Here is a 19066-nt window from a genome sequence, read left to right on the forward strand (position 1 = left end):
CATTCTGGCGGGTACCTGGTGCCTCAATCCCGAAGAACGCCTTTCGGCGGGCCAAGCGGAGGCGATCGATCGCGTTTTACAGGCCTATCCCGACCTGATCGACGACGCATTTGTCGATACATTTTTGCGGCAGCAAGCAAGCTCAATAATTGAAGACTGATTGATTAAAAAACTACTATCAACTGCATTGATCGACCAAACTACCTCATATCCAACTCACATGCCCCGAGGGTCAGGTTTTAAGGGCATCCGCGCCACCCGCTGCACCTCGATGCCCGGACAGCCAAAGTCTTCCACCACTTTGCCCTCCACCAGGTACACGCCGTTGCCGTAGAGTGGGTAGTTTTGAAGAGAAGGCGGAAAGTGCACCGTATCAAAAAAATCTCCCTCCGTGTCCAGGAAAGTACCGAATTTCATCAGCTTACCCTGCTTGGTACGCACCGTTTTGGAACACACAAAATCTCCCACCATTCGCACCGTCCGCCCGGTATAATTCGTCAAGTCCCTGGACAGAATTTCACCTGCATAATCGCTGCGGGTAAGCGAAAACAGCGAAGCTGACACCGGAAAACCCAGTAGTTCGATTTCATCGTACAGGTCTTCCAGCAAAGAACCTTCCAGCGCGGGAAGCATAGGTTTTTCGGATTCGGCGGCGAAAAGAGCCGGAGTATTGGAGCTATCGTTTTTGCGGCCGTTTAACAGCAAATGCGCCTCCCATAGTAGTTCCTTTTTACCCGAGCCCAGAAAGCGAAAAGCCCCGCTACGGATCAGAACGACGAGCTGCTCCAGCCTGGCCCCGGTGCGCAGGGCAAAGTTCTCCAGACTACTGTATTTCCCGTTTCTCTCACGCTCCTTCGGGATACGCTGCGCCAGACCACTCTCAAGATTCAGAAGACAATCGAAGCCCAGATGCACAACGGTTCCCTGCACCGACGCTCCGTACTGGCTTCGGTTGACGCAGGGCAGGTGAACGTCGCCCCACGCCCGGCGAAGTTCGTTGACGTATACCTTTCGCTGGTAGAAGCCGCCGTAGTTGTTCAGCACGGCCACCATGAACTCAATGGGAAAGTAGGTTTTCAAATACAGGCTCTGGTAACTTTCCACGGCGAAGCTGGCGCTGTGGGCCTTGTTGAAGCTGTATCCGGCGAAGGATTCCATCTGCCGCCAGACTTCGCGCGAGGTTTCTTCGGGGTAGTTCATTCGTTGGCAATGGGCGAAGAACTTGTCCTCGATTTCGGCCAGATGGCTGGCGCTGCGGGTCTTTCCCGACATCATCCGCCGCAGCACGTCGGCATCGGCCAAATCCAGCCCGCCGAAATGGTGGCCGATGCGCATGACGTCTTCCTGATAGACCATCACGCCGTAAGTCTCTTGCAACTCCCGCTCCATCACCGGGTGCAGGTATTGCACTTTTCCGGGGTCGTGGTGACGCTCGATGTAAGCTTTCATCATCCCGCTGCTGGCCACGCCGGGCCGGATAATGGAGCTGGCCGCCACCAGCGTGAGGTAGTTGTCGCATTTCAATTTGGCGATCAACTGTCGCATGGCCGGGCTTTCAATGTAGAAACAGCCGATCGTGTTGGCACTGCGCAACTGATCGGCAATTTTGGGATCATCCAGGAAGTCATGCGGTTGCGAGATGTCCACTTTTACACCCCGATTTTCCGCCACTATCTTCACGCATTCCTTGATATGGCCGATGCCACGCTGGGAGAGAATGTCGAATTTTTCAAAACAGATGTCCTCGGCCGTGTACATGTCGAACTGCATGGTGGGCAGCCCCTTGGGCGGATAATCCAGGGCGCAGTAGTTGGTCAGTGGTAGTTCCGAAATAAGTACCCCCGAGGCGTGGATGGTCCGCTGGTTGGGGAAATCCTCCATCTGGCTATACACCGACAGAATCATGTCCACGACTTCATTCTTGTTCATCATGCTTTCCGGTTCATGAACAAGCCGATCGATCTCGCCCTTGGGCAGCCCATACACTTTCCCCAACTCCCGTAAAATAGAGCGGGAGCGGAAGGTACTCATGGCACCCATCAGGGCGGTGTGGCCCGACTGGTATCGTTTAAAGATGAAGTCGTACATCTCATCGCGCTGGTCCCAACTGAAATCGATGTCGAAGTCGGGCGGGGTTTTTCTTTTGGGATTGAGGAAACGCTCAAAGTACAGGTCCAGAGCAATAGGGTCTACATCGGTGATGCCCAGGCAATAGGCCACGACGGAGTTGGCCCCGCTGCCTCGTCCGACGTAATGAAAGTTGCGCCGGACGGCGTAGCGGCAGATATCGTCGGTGATGAGGAAATAACTACTGAAATGCAGGTTGTCGATGATTTCGATTTCCTTCTGTACCCGCTCCCGGGCGACCTTGTCGTGCGGTCCGTACCGTCTTGCCAGGCCATCGAAAGCGTAGCGCTGCAGCAGCAGCTTGTCATCGTAGGGATTTCCCGTGAAGGTTTTCTTGTTTTTAGCCTTATCAAAATCAAAATAGAACGAGCAGGATTGCAACAGCTGCTCGGTGTTGCGAATAATGTCCGGGAAGTTGCGGTACTGCCACAGTAGTTCGGCCTTCGGTACGAATACCTCGCTGGGATCGGCAATCTGGCCGGGTTGTAGTTGCGAGATAAGCAGGTTGTGGTCGATCGCCCGCAGTTGGGTGTGCAGCCGGTGGGCGGCCCCGTCCCGAAAGCTAACCGGGCTGTGGATTACGTAGCGCGCCCGCTGGGCGATCGGCTCCCGGGCGACGCGGTTTAACGCGGCTCGCGGCACGCCGATGTACTCGTGGTCCCGCAAGATGTCAGGCTCCCGGCTCCCGTAGGGATAAACTACGAAGGCCCGGTCGAAGGCGGGGGCGGTTTCCGGCGGCGGTACTTTGTCACGGTTGCAGCACGTCATCAATTCGTTCAGCTCCCGGAATCCTATCTCATTGGCGGCAATCCCCGTGTACAGCAGCCGGTCCCCGTCGCGGTATTCCATACCCGCCAGGGCGAGCAGCCCGGCCTCGCGGCAGGCTTTGACAAATTCCAGCGTCCCGGTGCTGTTGTTGATGTCGGTTAGCACGGCCATGTCGTAGCCGTACGTCCGCATCCCTTCCACCAGGTCGGCGACGCTCATGGTACCGTAGCGCAGGCTGTAATAGCTGTGAAGGTTAAGGAGCACGGAAGTGTGGATTTTTTCAGTGTTTGAACGGGCGCAAGCTCACTTTGAATCGCGGAACCGCCTTTGCCACTTTGGAACTTTGCTATTTCGTCCCTCCCCTTAAAACCCCGCCCCCCAGACCACGGCCTTCTCACCAAAGCGGTTCCGCATCCGGTCCATCGCCTGGGTCAGCGCCAGATCAGTGGCCGAGTCTTCGAAGAGGTCGGTCTGCTGGTGTCCGTGCACCAAGTCGCTCAGCTTCACGCCCACCAGCCGGATGAGCATCCGTCTTGAATAAAGCTTGGCGAAGAGTTCCAGAGCGTTCTCGGTCATCACCCGTTCCGAGGCGGTGCAGGGCAGGCGCGCCTGCACGGTATGGGTGTCGAAATTACTGTACCGAATTTTCAGCGTCAGACAACGGGCCAGCCGCCCGTCGCGCCGCAGGTCGAAGGCCAGCTCGTCGGCCATACCGTGGATGACCCGCCGCAATTGCGCCAGGTCGATCGTGTCGCGCTCGAAGGTGTGTTCCTTACTGATGGATTTTCGCTCCGCGTGGGCCGTGACCGGGCTGTCGTCGATACCATTGGCCTTTTTCCAAATCGTTACCCCGTTCTTGCCCAGCACCTTCTGCATCGTCCGCACGGGTACCTGCTGCAAAGTACCCACCTTCGAGATGCCCAGGTTGCGGAGCTGAGTGTACGTCTTCTCGCCGATCATCGGAATGCGGCGGATGGAGAGTGGGGCCAGAAAAGCCCGCTCACTTCCCCACCCTACCTGCCGCTCTCCGCTCGGCTTGGCCTCGCCCGTGGCAATTTTCGAGACCGTTTTGTTGGTTGAAAGTCCGAAAGAAATCGGCAACCCGGTTTCTTTTATGATCCGCTGCCGCAACTCCCGCGTCCACTGCCAGCAGCCGAAGAAGCGGTCCATGCCGGTGAGGTCGATGTAGTGTTCGTCGATGCTCGCCTTCTCCACCAAGGGAGCGGCTTCGGAAATAATTTCCGTGACTGTGTCAGAATACTGACTGTAACGGTCGAAATCGCCGCGCACCAGCACGGCCTCGGGGCAGAGCTGCCGGGCCAGCCGCATGGGCATGGCGCTGTGGACGCCGAACTGCCGCGCCTCGTAGCTGCACGAGGCCACCACGGCCCGGTCGCCGCTGCCGCCGATCAGGACGGGCTTATCATTCAGGCTGCTGTTGAGCAGCCGCTCGACGGACACAAAGAAGGTGTCGAGGTCGCAGTGTACAATTTGTCTTTCCATAATTTGTGGATATAGTGGTCTTTTATTACCTTTGACACTAATCGTGTCAAAGTGTTGAGCGTAATAATAGCAAAAGAAAAATGGATCGACAAAAAATATTTTTCGGCCCTAACCTGAAGTTCCTGCGGGAGCGCCGGAAACTGAGCCAGGAATCGCTGGCCGAATCGCTGGGTCTGAGCCGCTCGAAGCTGAATGCTTTGGAAAATGGCCAGACAAAAGCTCCCCAACCGGAGGACTACCTGACCTTTTCGGACTTTTTCAAGATCAGCGTCGACAGTCTGTTAAAAGTGGACCTGACGCGGCTGGGCGAATTGCAATTGCGGGAGCTGGAAGCAGGTAACGACATCTACATGAAGGGCAGCCAAATCAGGGTGCTGGCCATCACAGTGGATAGCGAAAACCGGGAGAACGTCGAGTACGTACCAGTGCGGGCCAAGGCAGGCTATCGCGATGGCTACGCCGACCCGGAGTTTATCGCCAGCCTGCCCCGGCTCACCCTGCCCGACCTGCCGGCCGGTCACTCCTTCCGCATGTTTCCTATCTCGGGCGACTCAATGCTACCCGTGCCGGACGGTAGCACGGTGGTGGGGCAGTATACCGAAGACTGGACAAGCCTGAAAGCCGATACACCCTGTGTGCTGATTCTGCGCGGCGAGGGCGACTTCGTGTTCAAGCTGGTGACACTGCTCGATGACCGTCGCCTGCTACTGCGGTCGCTCAACCCTCTCTACGAGCCCTACACAGTGGAAAGCGGCGACGTCCTGGAAGTATGGCAGTTCCACAGCTTCCAGAGCCGGGAAATTCCGGCTTCGGAAACTACCATGGAACAGCTTTTGAAAATGGTACTATTGCTGCAAAGGGAAGTCACGCAGATGAAAATTGAACGCAGCCACTGAATAACATGCCGATGGTACCGGAAACATCATTACCCGAAATGATCGTCCCCCTGCTGGAAAACCTGCTCTACCCCAGTGAATCGGATGAACCCATATATTTCCTATGCATATCGAGTGAGGGGCAGAGAGAGATCAACGTACAGGAATTCGCAGAACTGTTGGGCCTGAAAGCGACGGATACGATTGTGGAAGAGCTGCCGGAGCGTTTCTGGTCGCCCGTCACCACTGAGCGAGACTGGTACGAAGAGGAAGAAAAGCAGCGAACCGCCCGCTTTGTCGAGCTAAAAAGGATTTTAGAAGAAAATCTGGAAGGCATCCGGTACTTCGAGGTTGGGGAAGTGGAGGTTGGGCTCTACCTGATTGGCCAGTCAGAAGGTAGTATCACGGGACTAAAAACAATGGCCGTTCGCACCTGAGAATCAGCAAATCCGTTCAATTTCTTTGGTATTAATTCAAGAGTATAAACAAGAACCGCCGGTGAACGGGGCCATTTTCGATGATTTCGGCAATACCTGATAGTGACTATCGGCTATGACTCATAACCAGCCCTCGAAAGGCCGACCGCCTGGATCAGGAATATCAGGATTGTTACGAAGAATCCCGCGCGGTTTTCGAGGGCGATGGATATTCCGGTTTTAGCGGTGGAGTGAAAGGGGTTCTTGCCAGCTAATTTATGCGTTTCGAAATAAGCTGAATATTGTCGTTTGTCACGCCATAATTGGTAGCCAGATTTTTCCATTCCCCCAGAGCAGCCTGAACCTCTTCCAAAATCCGAATTGCTTCATTCCGGGATAAATCTGCGTGCGGAGCCAATTTCAGCAGATCAGCCTTGCCCGGCTGCTGTCCCTCACCAGCCACCAACATACTTTGCTGACCAGCAGGACCAGAAGAGAACGTCAGGTCGTAAGCGGGCGAAACCCGCCACACTCCTTTTTTATCCATCAGGAAAGAAAAGTTCTTCGAATGGTCATCCCGATTGTGGGCCAAAACGTTAAACACGGCGTAGCGATAAATTTTTTGCGCCTGACGCACATCCTTGGTCAGCCACAAAGTCGCTCTGATCAAGTCTTCGTAATCCAGAGCCGGGATTCTAAAATCCGAGTGCAATAGCCCGCAGGCCGTATGAACGTGCAGCTTTTTCCCCTCGGGAAGTCGATCGAAGCGTTTTGCGGCGAAATATCCGGCATTGCCTTTGCTTTTAAAAAGATGAAAATCGGGAAGCTCCAATCCCGCTTTCAGAGCCATCAGGTTATACACGTATTCGATGGCCCCCGCATCGGCCCCATCCCTGGAATTGCCAAATTTTACGATCCACGGCGTATAACCGGAAGGTAGCACTTCACCGGCCTGAATGATGGAATTCTCGCCCGGATTGAATCCAATCAGGGCCTTGGGCCGCGCTCCGGCCGAAGATCCGTTCAGCTGGATGAGGTTTTCCAGCACATCGCTGCTTTCACCGCGCAAAACCGCCTTCGTTTGCTCATTTAGCTCGTCCAGATCAAGGTCCCCAACCGAGGAAGAGCCGCCATAATCGGGTAAATAGGTCAATGCGCCCATACCCGTTTTGCCCACGTGAGCCAGGCGATCCAAAGGAGAAAATGTTTCGGGCAAGACACCATTGGATCGTAACAACCTATCCAGTAATAAGCGTCCCCACCCATCGGGCAGACTATCATTGAAAACCCCCGATAACCCTTCGAATAGCGAGGGTTCAAAGGAAAAAGTACCCGTTTTTAAGGGTAGTTTGTAGGGGGAGATTTGTAATCCCCCATCCAGAAATTCGGGATCATATTCGAAATAAATACGGCCATTATCCGGCACCAAGCGGCCCACGGACAGGGGAGCCCGATCGCCAAAGTCCAGCGCTACGTGCAGCAGTTCTACGGGTTTAGGGTTGCGTTTCATGAGTTGCGCACGCGCCTTCGGATGGTTTGCTTCGAGCCGTCGCTGACTTTGCTCTTCAGAATTTCGTCAATGCTTTTAGAATTCTGATGGTTTTGCTCAATTCCCTGCAAAATGGCATCAGTAAGATCGAGGACAAAGGCCAGTTTGATGAAGGATTCCAAAGAAATCTGCCCGGTTTGCTCAAATTTGCGCACTACCGAAAGGCTAACGTTGGCTTTTTCGGAAAGCTGATTCTGAGTCAAGCCCTGCTTTACCCTGCGCTGCCGAAGCAGCGCAGGTAGTTTAAACAGTATGTCATTTGGAGTAATAAATACCATAATTATGTTAATTATAAATTAATTAACTTATAACTACCACAATTATGATAATTATCATTGGTATATCCAAAGCGGTTGCGAGAAATATTCGGATAGATGACAGAGCTGACTTTTACGGTTGACTAATTTCAAGCTCAGATTGGGAATAGCCTAAAAATCAATCAAAAAACAATACATTTGGTTACCAAACTTTATCAAATCCTAAACCTGCTCCCTCTTATATCCCCACCACGCATGACCCACCGCGAACTTTTCTTTGCCCTCTACCAATCTAGTACCGAATCGGAAGTGGAATCTCTGCTGAAAAAGCATCCCACTATTTTTGAAGACGCTAATTGGTACCCCTTGGGCGGGAATCCTAGCAATTATGGCGTTATCGAAAATCAGCAATCGAGTTCGATTGCGGCGTTGATCGAGAAGCTGACCAACTCAATTGATGCTATTTTGACCCGTCAATGCTACGAGGCTGGCATCGATCCGAAATCCGCTAAGGCTCCTCGTTCCATGGAAGAGGCCGTATCTCAATTCTTTCCTAATTCTCGGGATTGGGATTTGCCAGGATTTAGAAAGAAACAGGCCGAAAATCTGCAAATCCTGGCTGACGGTCCCAAGTTGGGTACCTCACTCATTATTTACGACAATGGCGAAGGACAACATCCTCAGGACTTTGAAAATACTTTCCTTTCCTTGCTGCGTGGCAATAAGAATGAAATTCATTTTGTACAGGGAAAGTATAATATGGGCGGAAGCGGCTCGATCGTTTTCTGCGGCAAGAAAAGGTACCAACTCATCGGTTCTCGTAAGTTCGATAAGTCGGGAGCATTTGGTTTTACGCTTGTACGAAGCCATCCCCTAAGCGACGAGGAAAAGACAACTAAGAAGAATACTTGGTACGAATACCTGAAACTCGACGGTCATATCCCGTATTTTGAAATTGATCAATTGGATTTAGGGCTGTATAACCGAAAGTTTGAAACGGGTACCGTCATTAAACTCTACTCTTATGACTTGCCTGCCGGAAGCCGATCCGTCATTTCGCGCGACCTTAATCAGAGCCTGAATGAGTATTTGTTTGAACCTGCTTTGCCCATTTTGACCGTCGATACAAAGGAAAGGTACCCAAAAGACATCAATCTGGAACGTCCTCTGTATGGACTGAAGCGGCGTTTGGAGCAAGATGAAAACAAGTACATCGAAGACTATTTTTCCGAAACGTACGTCGACGAGCTGTTTGGGAAAAATGGTCAGGTAAAAGTGACTTGCTACGTTTTTAAGAATAAGGTGGATGAAAAGTCGGTGACGGAAACCAAGAATACGATCAACAGCGAGTTCTTCAAAAACAACATGGCTGTGTTGTTCTCGGTCAATGGACAAGTACACGGGCATTATACGTCGGAGTTCATCACTCGTTCTTTAAAAATGAATCTCCTGAAAAATCACCTGCTCATACATGTCGATTGCACTAACGTGGACATTGATTTTAGGAATGAGCTGTTCATGGCTTCACGTGACCGCTTGAAGGATGGTAACGAAACGCGCGATCTTCGGAGCTACCTTGCTAAGAAGCTAGGTGCAAAAGACGGTCGTTTGGCCGAAATTGAGAAGAAACGAAAAGAAGGGATTACCGTCGAGCAATCCGATTCGAAAGAGTTAATCAAGTCATTTACTAAGAATCTCCCTCTTAATAGTGACTTGATGAAGCTATTGAACAAGACTTTTAAGCTCGATAGTAAACCCGAGGAACCGAAAAAAGGGGAATCTCCCAAGGCAAAACCAAAATCAGAGCAAAAAATAAAAGAACCCTTCAAGCCCGAGCGCTTTCCTTCGGTCTTTAAAGTCAAAATCGCCGATAAAAACGGTATCCGCGCGGTGAATATTCCGAGGGGAACTGAAAAAATAATTCGTTTTGATACGGACGTAGAAAATAACTACTTCGACCGGATTGATGAACCCGGAAGTATCAAGATATCGCTGCTTTCGGTGAAAGGTAACGAAACCGAGGGTGGAAGCGAGAAAGGCGAAAAGCTTGAAGTCAGCGAATTTTTCAACGTTCACACGTCAAGCCCACAGGAGGGCACTATCCGCATCGGCCTAAATCCCAAAGCCGACGTGCGGGTAGGTGAGGACATGGAGTTGAAGGTGACGCTGACCGGAGCCGGAGAGGAGTTTGAAGAGATATTTTGGGCTAAAATCACCGATCCCGAAACACCGAAACAGGAAGCCCCAAAGCCTGAGCCCGAAGAAGAACAAATGGGACTACCAGAAATGGTTTTAGTTTACAAAGAGCCAAGAGATGAAACTACTTTCACCTGGGCAAAATTTTCAGAGAACGCCCCGGAAGAAATGAACCACAACAAGGTAATGTATCCGATGGCATCGGGCGACTTGCTGGAAAGTATCTATATCAACATGGATAGTAGCGTACTCAAATCGTACCTGTCAAAATATAAAACGACAGAGCAGATTGAAGTGGCTAATCGAAAATACTACACCTCTGTGTTTTTCCATGTACTATTTCTGTACACAATTTCCAGAAATAGAAAATACGAGTTTTCGCTACCAACTGATGAAAAGAGACAACAAGGGCAAGAAACGGAGCTGTCAGCTTATTTGATGGATATTTTTGATAATCACTATACTTCGTTTATCCTGAACTTTGGAATGAATGATATTATGGAGGGGTTGGGATGATTTGTATATAAAACCAATTAAATAAATAATAGGCAGACTGTGCCTACTTTTATAATAGCTTAAAGAAACTAATTGTACTATTTTTTCAAATTTTAGCAGGACAAGAAGTTTGTACATAAGACAAAAATTCTGTAATTTCCTTATAGTCTTTTAATGGATTTTGATACGAAATAGTTAGAATATTAAAATCTTCTGAATAACGCCTTGCAATCGTACTATTATTTTCAGATTCATCAAGTAATAAATAATGCTTAGGGCCGCCTCCATGATAACAATCATGAAGATAATCAATAAGTTGATTAAACTCAGGATCATTCATTGATACTCCTACAAATAAAATAGATTTGGTTGTAAAAATTGCTTGAATTAAACTTCTATACCCTAATTCTCTATATAGTGTTTTGCGATAGTCTTTTTGTGTGAGTATTAGCGTATTAACATCTAGCGAAGCATCCCCATGAGCTTTCAAAATAAAGAAACGATTTTTCCAGAAGTTATTAGCAGCCTCTCTACTTTGATTATAAATAAACTTTGGAGGGTATTTTCCATAAGCCTTAGTATATGCCTGTTCTAATAAATCATCATAATTAATAGTGATTAGCAGGCTCGAATTAATTTGTACAATTAATTCATGATTCAGTGTTGGAGTCTTATCATGTTCTGCAAACCGCTCACTCATATAGTCCCAAAATTTGGTTCCAAGTTCTAACTTTAAGTCTTCTGCGACGAACAAAAATTTACTCGAATCCGAAATGAGATCAACATATTGATTTATTTTATCATCATTTATCCATTTTAATTTTCTCGATTCGTCGATCAGTTCGTTTAATAACCCTCCCCAACTAGGAAACCCTGCATCAATTGACAATCCAGCGCCCACAAAAATAGCGCCTCTTCCCTCTTGAAAATTTTCTATTAATTCCGATGGAACTATATTAACGTCGAATGCCATATCATTCTTTATTCAAAAAATCACTAAATAAATTACTAAATACCTTCGAGCGTGTTTCTATTTTATTTGGATCTGATCCATTATTTCTATATGCATCGATATAATAATATAAATCTCTATGATATTGAATAAAATCTGTTTTCGTTAGTAGTTGCTCAGGGTTATTATTCTGATAAAATTTCCTGTCTTTTTCAAGCTTGGAAAACGTTCTTGCAATATGATTATAATCAACCTTATTACAGTTATCAAGATTTTTATAAAAAAACATAAAGAAGTCAATGAATGTAAATTTATTGACTACCTTGACAGGTGATGATTGGTCAATAAGTTTCAAATGATCTAGAACAGAATCAATGTTTTTTAAGTCATTTGTTGACAAGCAAATATCCGTGTCCAAATATAACTTTGTAAGCAAATCTCCTTTTAATGGTTCTTTGTTTGAATATTTTATTAAAGCAATTACATGAGCCAAAAAATCTTGATGCTTATATCTCGAAACAGCAATTTTCGATGACGCAAAGAAATCATGATTTAATGCAAAATTATTAATGTGGTCACCAACAACACTAATAATTGCATTTCTTTTTTCCGCTTGATTTAGTGCACTTCCGAGTTGAAGCCTTCCAAATAGCGTTCTTATTTCATCGTTATCTGAATTTTCTACAATAGCAACTGTGAGCTCAAAGTTGTCAAACTTAGTTTTTAGAGTTGAATCTAACTCAGAGAATTTCTTTCCTCCGATCTTATATGAGCCTAAGTTCGAGAGATCGAGACCGTTTACTGTCTTTTTATCGAGACTAAACTTATCTTCTTTATAATTTAGTATGGCTGTTAATCTTTGTTGACCGTCGGCAACCTCGTATTTGTATGGCCCGCTGTAAAGTTTCCTCAAATATATCTTAGGGATATCAATCCCTCTAAGGATAGAATCAATCAAGTGCCTCTTCTTATCAAGGGACCAAACTTCACCTCTCTGATAGGGGGGTTGTTCATTGATCTCATTATTAATTTTTATAAAATCTAAAATTTTCCATGTTTTGACAATAACAACCATAAATACAAGGGAATAAGTCTGATTAAATGAAACAAGCCGCACAACCTTCACCCTCAGCCTCTAAAATATCCAGCAAATAAGGCGATTTCTGCTTCTCAGCCATCCGCTCGGTACGTTTGATGAACTCTTCCTTAATAGCCTTGATCCGCTCGGGGCGAATCAACTCTTCCAACGTTTCTTCCTGCGCCCACGAGTACCCGGCTTTCTCGTATTCCATCGCTTTGGCGTACAGTTCAGGATGTTGTTCGTAAAGCCATACCCACTCGATTTTTTGTTGGAAGAAACAGAAATAGCACCCCGAACGGCTGCGAGAATACTGACTTTTTAGATCTTCTACCCCAAAATCAACCTTTTTGTAATAGGCGGGTACCCCCACACCACTCACTTCCAAGAGCTTAAAAATGTCGTCCCGTACCAATATTTCGTCGTTTTCTACCAGTGGAAATTCGGCTTCATTCGCGAGGGGGTAGTTGGTGGTTTTCAGGTACTGAAAAGCTAATTGATTAAACAGCCTGGTATTCGTATCGAGTAGTAGCTTCAGCTTTTGGGGCTTGGTGAAGGAGGGAGACAGTGGTTGGGCAAGTACCTCTTCAAATCGCTCAGCTCGTATGCTGAAAGGTTGCAGCGCCAGGTTTTCTACAAGAAATGGAATGGTAGTATTGGCAAGTACCTTGGCGATGACGTCCTCGCTCCAAATGTTTTGCCGAAACGGAAAAATAGATTGGATGGTACTTTTCTTGGAGATGTATCCCTCCCGGTCTTCGTCACCCCGAATCCCCACGTAGGATATGACGGGATCGTCGCCGACGAATTTCTCGAAGGGTTCTAGTTTTAGTTTTTTGGTACACCAACGTGAGTTGGAGGATGGCAGGTAGCCACCATACATTTCCAGAAAATGGTCAAATGGATCGAGATTGCTGTTTTCAGCCCCCTGTAACCTTAGGATTTTCTTGCCCAGGTACACCTCCAAGTTGTCGATCAATTGGTAGGTTTCATCCAGTTCTTTGCCCGTATCGCAGGTGTAGTACTCTATATCAAGGTTGGGATAGCGATCTTTCATGTAGATCGCAAGGGCCGCACTATCCTTGCCCCCCGAAATACCCAATACATGTCTTACTTTTTTGCTCATCGTTTCAGAAGTTCGTTTAGCAGATTGGTGAGGGCCGCGATGTCCAAAGAGTCATCACCAATCAACTGTGTACGCAATTTGTCTTCAATTTTAGCAACCTGTTCGCGTTTCTGTTTGGGTAGCCGCACGAGTTTCTTCATGAGTCCGCCCACGAACGTGTTGATTTCTAAGCTTACCACGTCTTCTGCTTCAGTATCGACGTCGGCCTCAGAAATCGCGGTCAAACTATCCAAGTCCAAAATCAGGCGCTTAAATTTCTGGTAAAGCGCGACTTCGTCTTTGTCAGTGAACGAATTGAGTGCCTTGCCCATCACCGCCTGCGCAATCGAATTGAGCCAGGCATCGCGGTCGTCGAGCGCAGAATCAAGCCTTTGGATGAACGTTTTTTGATTGGGCAGCAACAGATGCTTTTCCAGCTTGGCGTAGCGGCTCCGCAAGCTTTGCTTGTATTCTTCAAAGGATACATTGCTACCAACATACTCGTCGCGAATAAATGCCTCAAAACGGTCGATCAGCGCATTATAGGCGGTACGGATTTCCCGCACGGCGTCTTCCATCTGCTTCACGTAGTCCGATGAACTTTCTGGAGTGGCGTACAAGCTTTCGAGCGAATAACCGAGTGCCAGAGGAAACTCCTCAAAAAACGTTTTTTCAGGATCTACCGAACTCGCAATCGTCTCGCGCAAAGCGAGGGCTTCTGGACTCAGGCGCTTAGTTTCCTTGGCGTAGGCAGGTAAGTCGCGGTAAAAAACCAGAAATGGCTTGATCGTTTCGATAAAAGTGGGATTATCAAAATCCTCCTTAACCGACTGATTTAAAAAACTCCGGTACTTGTTGAATAGCATCAGCTTAATGCCATCCAGATCGAATGCTTTTATCTCGTATTTCTCGGGAGATTTCGATATCAGCTCTAAGATGTCTCCCGCAAGTGTAGGTTCGTAGCCGTTATTGCTGAACAAGGCAAAGCTGTCTCGGTTGGCAAACAGGAAAGTGGGTACCCAAAAATCAATGAGGCCACGCTTGAGTTTGAAAGGCCGCGCGGAAAGCCTTGTTACCAGCTCGGATACAGGCAAACGAGAACGCTTGCTGTCGTCAAGAAACCGTCGCGATTCGGCCCAAACCGCCTGGAAAGAAGAATCTGACGCGATGCGATTTGACGCATCGGTCGTTTGGTTGGAAAGAATCAAGCCGTTTTCCTTTACCAACGTCAGGAAAATCGTCTTTTCAGGTGGAAAGCGCTCTTCGGCGAAGCCCAGCGTGTCTAAATTCCAATTGTCAGCCAAGGCCTGCAAATACATCCTCTTGGCCGCATGAATTGAACCAGAAATCTTGTGACGGTTAACGAGTTCGTTTTTGAAAACGGGCGTGCCCGGATAAACGGTTTGGCAAATTTGAGACAGGTACTTGTGAAAAGCTTTCGCACTCGGGAAGTACACTACTTCGCCCCGAAAAATCCAGGTGACGCTATCACCGTAGAAGCTATTGAAAACGAGTTGCGTCAGTTCCCTCTTGTGATCTTCAATAATCTCCTGTAATTCCCTTACCGCGACTTTGTCCTGGTCGTTTTTTATAATGACGTGTTCTGCTTTCGCGATGTCGGTCATTACCTGCTTAATTTTTTCGGCTTCTTCGAAATAGCCGTACAAGATCGCTTCTTCCTGTTGGCGCGATGCTTCCTTCACACTTTCTAAGTCCACCTGACCGTTGAAAATCAGGTTGATATAACCATCGATCTCGCCAGTTAGGGCGAGATCGACCGGGTGGTCAGAAATCACGTACTCAAAAGTCCGGGGCGTTCCGGTTTCGTAGGAATTTTTATTAGCCTCAATTGGCGGAAATTCAAAATAACTTTTGAGCGCTGTGGCTACATCTATTATTTCACTAATCTGCGTCTTGGCTTCAATCAGGGCCAACTGAATATCCAAGTCCGAGCCTTCAAATAACACGAACCTACCGTTACTGACACGATATAAAATGACACCAAGGTCTTCCAGTTCCTGAATTAGCAGACCAGGTTGGGATATCCCAAGGCAGGTTTTGGCGTAATTGGTAAGAAAATCCTCTCCTAGGTTAGTACCACGTGAAATCCAAATGGACAACAACCCAATGGTTTTGACCAATTTGCTACCCGCCTCCACGTTAGAAATGGTACTGCGCTCGACAGCATCCAAAGCCGAGCGAATGCTGACCCACTTGAAATAGTCGTGGTTGTGCTTGGATTGGAGATAAGAGTAAAAATTATAAAATAGGTAATCGTAAACGTTGGCTAGGTTGTAGAAAGGATTATCCCTACTTAAACTCACGCTGTCGATTCCCGTGAAGTCGGTCGATTCCAAGAACGAGAAAAGCGAGCGTTCGTTTTGCCCGTAACGCTGCAACGACAGCGCAAGTACCCCACCGGAGAGCAAATCGAGCGGGTAAAGCTTGGCGGCAATTTCCTGGGAAGCCGCTTTGTCGAGCCGAAAAGCTTTGGTCTTGACGGCCAAGTCCACACTTTCACTGATCGAATCAGGCAAGGTGCGAGTTTCGGAGCCATCCAAATGCTCAGCGGCAAGATACAGTAATTGCTCAACAGGCTCGTTGAAGGTAATTTCCCGAAAGCGCCCTTTTACTTTCCGCCACTCCTGCTGTTGCGCGTCCGACAGGTTTTGGGCGTAGGCGTCGAAGTTTTGATGGACGCTCGTAATCAGGCAAATATTATGGTCAGAATTATTGGCAAATTCCGTCAGCTGCTGAATGACGTACAGTTCCTGCTCGGGATTGTGGCGGGCAGCATGTTCCAGGAACTTACCAAACTCGTCGATGACAATGAACAGGATAGCATTTTCCTTTCCTAACGAACTGTAACGATGAAAAAGGTCGGAGCAGACATTTTGAACAGTATTCTCGTGAACGTCTAATTCCAGCTTTTCCACAAAGACATCGAGCATCGAACGGTATTCGCCAACGATATTGATAAACGCGACCGTCGGGTTGGGCAGAAAGCCAACTTTAAAAAAGTCTTTCTTGCCAATAACACTTTTCTCAAAAGCCCACAGTAGGGACGATTTTCCAGTTCCGTAGGTACCGATTATATTGAACGAACGCAGACCTTTCTCAAAATCAGCGGCGATTTGCCCCACGACGCGCCGGGCGTTGGGCGTCGGGTGGTAAGTCAGTTCCCGATCAGCATCCCGGACAATGTTGACAGAAGTAGAGTATTTATACGTTGGCATAGTAGTCGGAAAGCACTTGGTGGGGGGCAAAGGTGGATTTGAATTGCAATTCCATGATCCCCGCCTGATCGCTGAACACAATGCCTTCGTAATGGTTGGCCAATGCCTCGATTTTGCTGACAAGTCCTTCCTGGTTCAACGCAAAAACACTACCCACCTGATTAGCTTCTTCTTCCAATCTTCGGTAGCTGATAGAGTTTGAGCCTTCGTTAGCTACTAAAATTCCATACATCAGGATTTCGGCAGGAAGTTCGTGGCGCTCGGCGTTGGCGATATAGAACAGTTTGCCCTCTTTCTTGTAGCCCAACATATTCAGGTCAGTCAGGATTCCAGTAAAACCTTCATCCCGGCTTTTGGTTTCGGTATGCCGCAAGTACATTTTGGTAAAAACGCCAAAATCGGAACCGACGGTTGAATCGCTCACATTCAATTGAGCGGTAGTGCTACTCAGCCGCCCAATATATTTCAAAAAATCCTCAGCAGAGAATTCGATTTTTAAGCGGCGGTAAGTATTGAATATCAGATTATAGATCGAGGCGTGGTTGTTGACTACCAAGTGAAAATGCAGTAGCCACAGGGTACCTTCATCTTCCAAATACGGATCGAAACCTTTTTCATCATCAAAAAGCCAATGAGCCAATTCGGTTGGTTGGTCGTCAGAATCGGAAAGTGCAAAAGCCTTCATCCAATACCGAATCGCAGATACCATGTTCTTGCCCACACCCAAAACTACCACCGCATCGTCGTCACTGAATTTCTTGTCAAGGAGCAGGTAGTCATAGCCTTTCTTCAACCAAAGGCTGCGGCAATGGAAAGTATCGTGTCCGGAGAACGTGTATTTAACAGGAGAAAGAGTTTCAATCATGGGCGGGATAATTTTCCAAAAATACAAAGGATTGAAACAACCGGCAAAGTAGTTTTCCCTCACCCCTTCCTCCGCCCAGCCGTACTACTCAGCACCGCCGTCCCACCCGACTGATAATAATCACACATCGATTGCAGCACGCATTCGCTGCACTTTGGTTCGTGCCAGGTACACACCCGCTGCCCGTGCCAGTAAAAATGCTTGTGGAAGTTGAAAAGTACCTTGGCGTCGGCAGGCAGGTAACTCAGCAGAATATCGTGCGCTTTATTGGCACTTACTTTCGGACCAATTATGCCAAGCCGTTGCGTGACGCGATGAACGTGCGTATCGACGGGCATAACGGGTTTCCTGAAATTGAAAAGCAATAACAGAGTCGCCGTTTTGGGACCGACACCCGGCAGGTCAGTCAGCCACTGCATGGCATCTTCGGTAGAGAAATCATGCAGGAAATCGATATTGGCGACTCCCCTTTCCTCAATCAGACGCGCAAGTACCTGCTGAATATAGGGGGCTTTAACTTCGGGATAGGTGGCGGTGCGAATGGCAGCAGTCAGGTCAGCTAGTGGGGCGTCGCGGACGGCCTCCCAGGTCGGGAAACGCTCCCGCATGTTGCGGTAAGCCGCCACCTCGTTGGCGTGGGTAGTTCGATGCGAGAGGATGGTACCGATCAGCTCGTGCATCGGGTCGGCGCGGCCGTAGATTTCCTGCACGCCATAGTGTTCGTTCAGCCGCTCGTGGGCCTGAATAGTTTTGGTAGCTAAATCGGACAAAGCATTCATGTAGATAACAGTCGGAATAAGGAGCGGCAGCCATAATGACTGTCTGCAATCCGGCTACATCAAAAAAAGATTGTTCCAATGCCTTCAAAATCAAAAAAGCGCTGGGCGGAAATGATTCCACCCGGCGCTTTTTATACTTCCTTTGCTATCCGCGAGTCTAAGGGTTAAACCGCTTCCGCTATCTTGACTATATCAAATTTGCTCAGCTTCGGAAGTCCAAAAGCAAAACATCGATTTCGCTGAGTTTTGAAAAACCTTTGTCAAAGGTCAATAGCGGAATACCCAAATAGTCGGCGGTTGCGGCAATGATGGCATCCGGTAATCTGATTTTATGTTGCTGTTTCAGAGCAATGGTAATCTCTCTGATGGGCTGTGATAGCTCCAACAAGCTACAATCATCCAACACTGCCCTGTAAAACTGCTTGTCGCTTTCAGAGATTCCGTGAAAGCCCAAGAGTTCCATTTCGGTTATGATAGAAACAAATATGTGCTTTCCCTGCAAATATTCTGCTACCTCGGTATCACCCTCAAAAAGTCGGATGAAAACATTGGTGTCAACCAACAGCTTAATTCCACTCATCGCGTGCCATTTGCTGATAATCGATCGCGTCGACTCCTTTTTTCAGTTTTCCCAGATACTTGTAGGCATCGAAAGCCTTTGATGAGGGTTTCTCTTTTAGCTTATCGATCGCCTCGGCGAGGCTCTTTGCTTTTTTGCCAGAATTGATGGTTATGGTCATATCCTTCTCGTTTTTTCAAAAATACCTTATTTCCTAAGAATGAACAAGAAAGCAATTACAGTCAGCGCACAAAAAAGCGCCGGGCGGAAATGATTCCACCCGGCGCTTTTTTTCTTCCTTTGTTG

15 protein-coding genes are annotated in these 19066 nt (G+C 48.0%); 3 read left to right on the forward strand and 12 right to left on the reverse strand.

Features of this window, described 5'->3' with window-relative positions; all coding sequences use genetic code 11:
- Window positions 1-216: 216 nt before the first annotated feature.
- Both IE117_RS21305 and dinB read right to left on the reverse strand, forming a co-directional pair.
- Window positions 217-3159 (reverse strand): DNA polymerase III subunit alpha, encoded by a 2943-nt coding sequence (locus IE117_RS21305; protein ID WP_189567026.1) that lies wholly within the window; start codon window positions 3157-3159, stop codon window positions 217-219.
- 99 nt (window positions 3160-3258) lie between these two features.
- Entirely contained in the window at window positions 3259-4398 is a 1140-nt protein-coding gene (dinB, locus tag IE117_RS21310; protein WP_189567035.1) for a DNA polymerase IV, read from the reverse strand.
- Window positions 4399-4478: 80 nt separating this feature from the next.
- On the opposite strand from dinB, the gene IE117_RS21315 reads away from it, so the two are divergent.
- A complete protein-coding gene (locus IE117_RS21315) occupies window positions 4479-5294 on the forward strand; it encodes an XRE family transcriptional regulator (RefSeq protein WP_189567037.1) in 816 nt (271 codons plus the stop codon).
- 38 nt (window positions 5295-5332) lie between these two features.
- Window positions 5333-5710 (forward strand): nuclease A inhibitor family protein, encoded by a 378-nt coding sequence (locus IE117_RS21320; RefSeq protein ID WP_189567039.1) that lies wholly within the window; start codon window positions 5333-5335, stop codon window positions 5708-5710.
- Between the two features lie 250 nt (window positions 5711-5960).
- Here the strand turns inward: IE117_RS21320 and IE117_RS21325 are convergent, their stop codons facing one another.
- Together IE117_RS21325 and IE117_RS21330 are read right to left on the reverse strand one after the other, a co-directional pair.
- Complete coding sequence (locus IE117_RS21325; RefSeq protein ID WP_189567041.1) at window positions 5961-7199, reverse strand: type II toxin-antitoxin system HipA family toxin; 1239 nt, start codon at window positions 7197-7199, stop codon at window positions 5961-5963.
- Complete coding sequence (locus IE117_RS21330; protein WP_189567043.1) at window positions 7196-7516, reverse strand: helix-turn-helix domain-containing protein; 321 nt, start codon at window positions 7514-7516, stop codon at window positions 7196-7198. The genes IE117_RS21325 and IE117_RS21330 overlap by 4 nt, the downstream gene beginning before the upstream one ends.
- Window positions 7517-7750: 234 nt before the next feature.
- On the opposite strand from IE117_RS21330, the gene IE117_RS21335 reads away from it, so the two are divergent.
- A complete protein-coding gene (locus IE117_RS21335; RefSeq protein WP_229581259.1) occupies window positions 7751-10207 on the forward strand; it encodes a hypothetical protein in 2457 nt (818 codons plus the stop codon).
- An 85-nt stretch (window positions 10208-10292) separates the two neighbouring features.
- On the opposite strand, the gene IE117_RS21340 is transcribed toward IE117_RS21335, so the two are convergent.
- From IE117_RS21340 to IE117_RS21375, 8 genes are all read right to left on the reverse strand, one after another.
- Window positions 10293-11159 carry an SIR2 family protein gene (locus tag IE117_RS21340; RefSeq protein WP_189567045.1) on the reverse strand — a complete coding sequence of 289 codons (867 nt, stop codon included), beginning with the start codon at window positions 11157-11159 and terminating at the stop codon, window positions 10293-10295.
- 1 nt (window position 11160) lies between these two features.
- Window positions 11161-12213 (reverse strand): DUF262 domain-containing protein, encoded by a 1053-nt coding sequence (locus IE117_RS21345; protein ID WP_189567047.1) that lies wholly within the window; start codon window positions 12211-12213, stop codon window positions 11161-11163.
- A gap of 22 nt (window positions 12214-12235) precedes the next feature.
- Entirely contained in the window at window positions 12236-13342 is a 1107-nt protein-coding gene (locus IE117_RS21350; RefSeq protein WP_189567048.1) for a phosphoadenosine phosphosulfate reductase family protein, read from the reverse strand.
- On the reverse strand, window positions 13339-16557 hold the full coding sequence (locus IE117_RS21355; protein WP_189567056.1) for a hypothetical protein: 3219 nt from the start codon (window positions 16555-16557) through the stop codon (window positions 13339-13341). Before IE117_RS21355 ends, IE117_RS21350 begins: the two co-directional genes overlap by 4 nt.
- On the reverse strand, window positions 16544-17422 hold the full coding sequence (locus IE117_RS21360; RefSeq protein ID WP_189567058.1) for a DUF4007 family protein: 879 nt from the start codon (window positions 17420-17422) through the stop codon (window positions 16544-16546). The genes IE117_RS21355 and IE117_RS21360 overlap by 14 nt, the downstream gene beginning before the upstream one ends.
- A gap of 59 nt (window positions 17423-17481) precedes the next feature.
- A complete protein-coding gene (locus IE117_RS21365; protein ID WP_189567060.1) occupies window positions 17482-18201 on the reverse strand; it encodes an endonuclease III domain-containing protein in 720 nt (239 codons plus the stop codon).
- Between the two features lie 202 nt (window positions 18202-18403).
- The gene (locus IE117_RS21370) at window positions 18404-18781 is read right to left on the reverse strand and encodes a type II toxin-antitoxin system VapC family toxin (RefSeq protein WP_189567062.1); all 378 of its coding nucleotides are present in this window, start codon (window positions 18779-18781) and stop codon (window positions 18404-18406) included.
- Window positions 18768-18941: a hypothetical protein gene (locus IE117_RS21375; protein ID WP_189567064.1), complete on the reverse strand. Its 174-nt coding sequence runs from the start codon at window positions 18939-18941 to the stop codon at window positions 18768-18770. The genes IE117_RS21370 and IE117_RS21375 overlap by 14 nt, the downstream gene beginning before the upstream one ends.
- Window positions 18942-19066 lie beyond the last annotated feature (125 nt).

Source organism: Persicitalea jodogahamensis (genome assembly GCF_014651615.1).
Taxonomy (GTDB): Bacteria; Bacteroidota; Bacteroidia; order Cytophagales; family Spirosomataceae; genus Persicitalea; species Persicitalea jodogahamensis.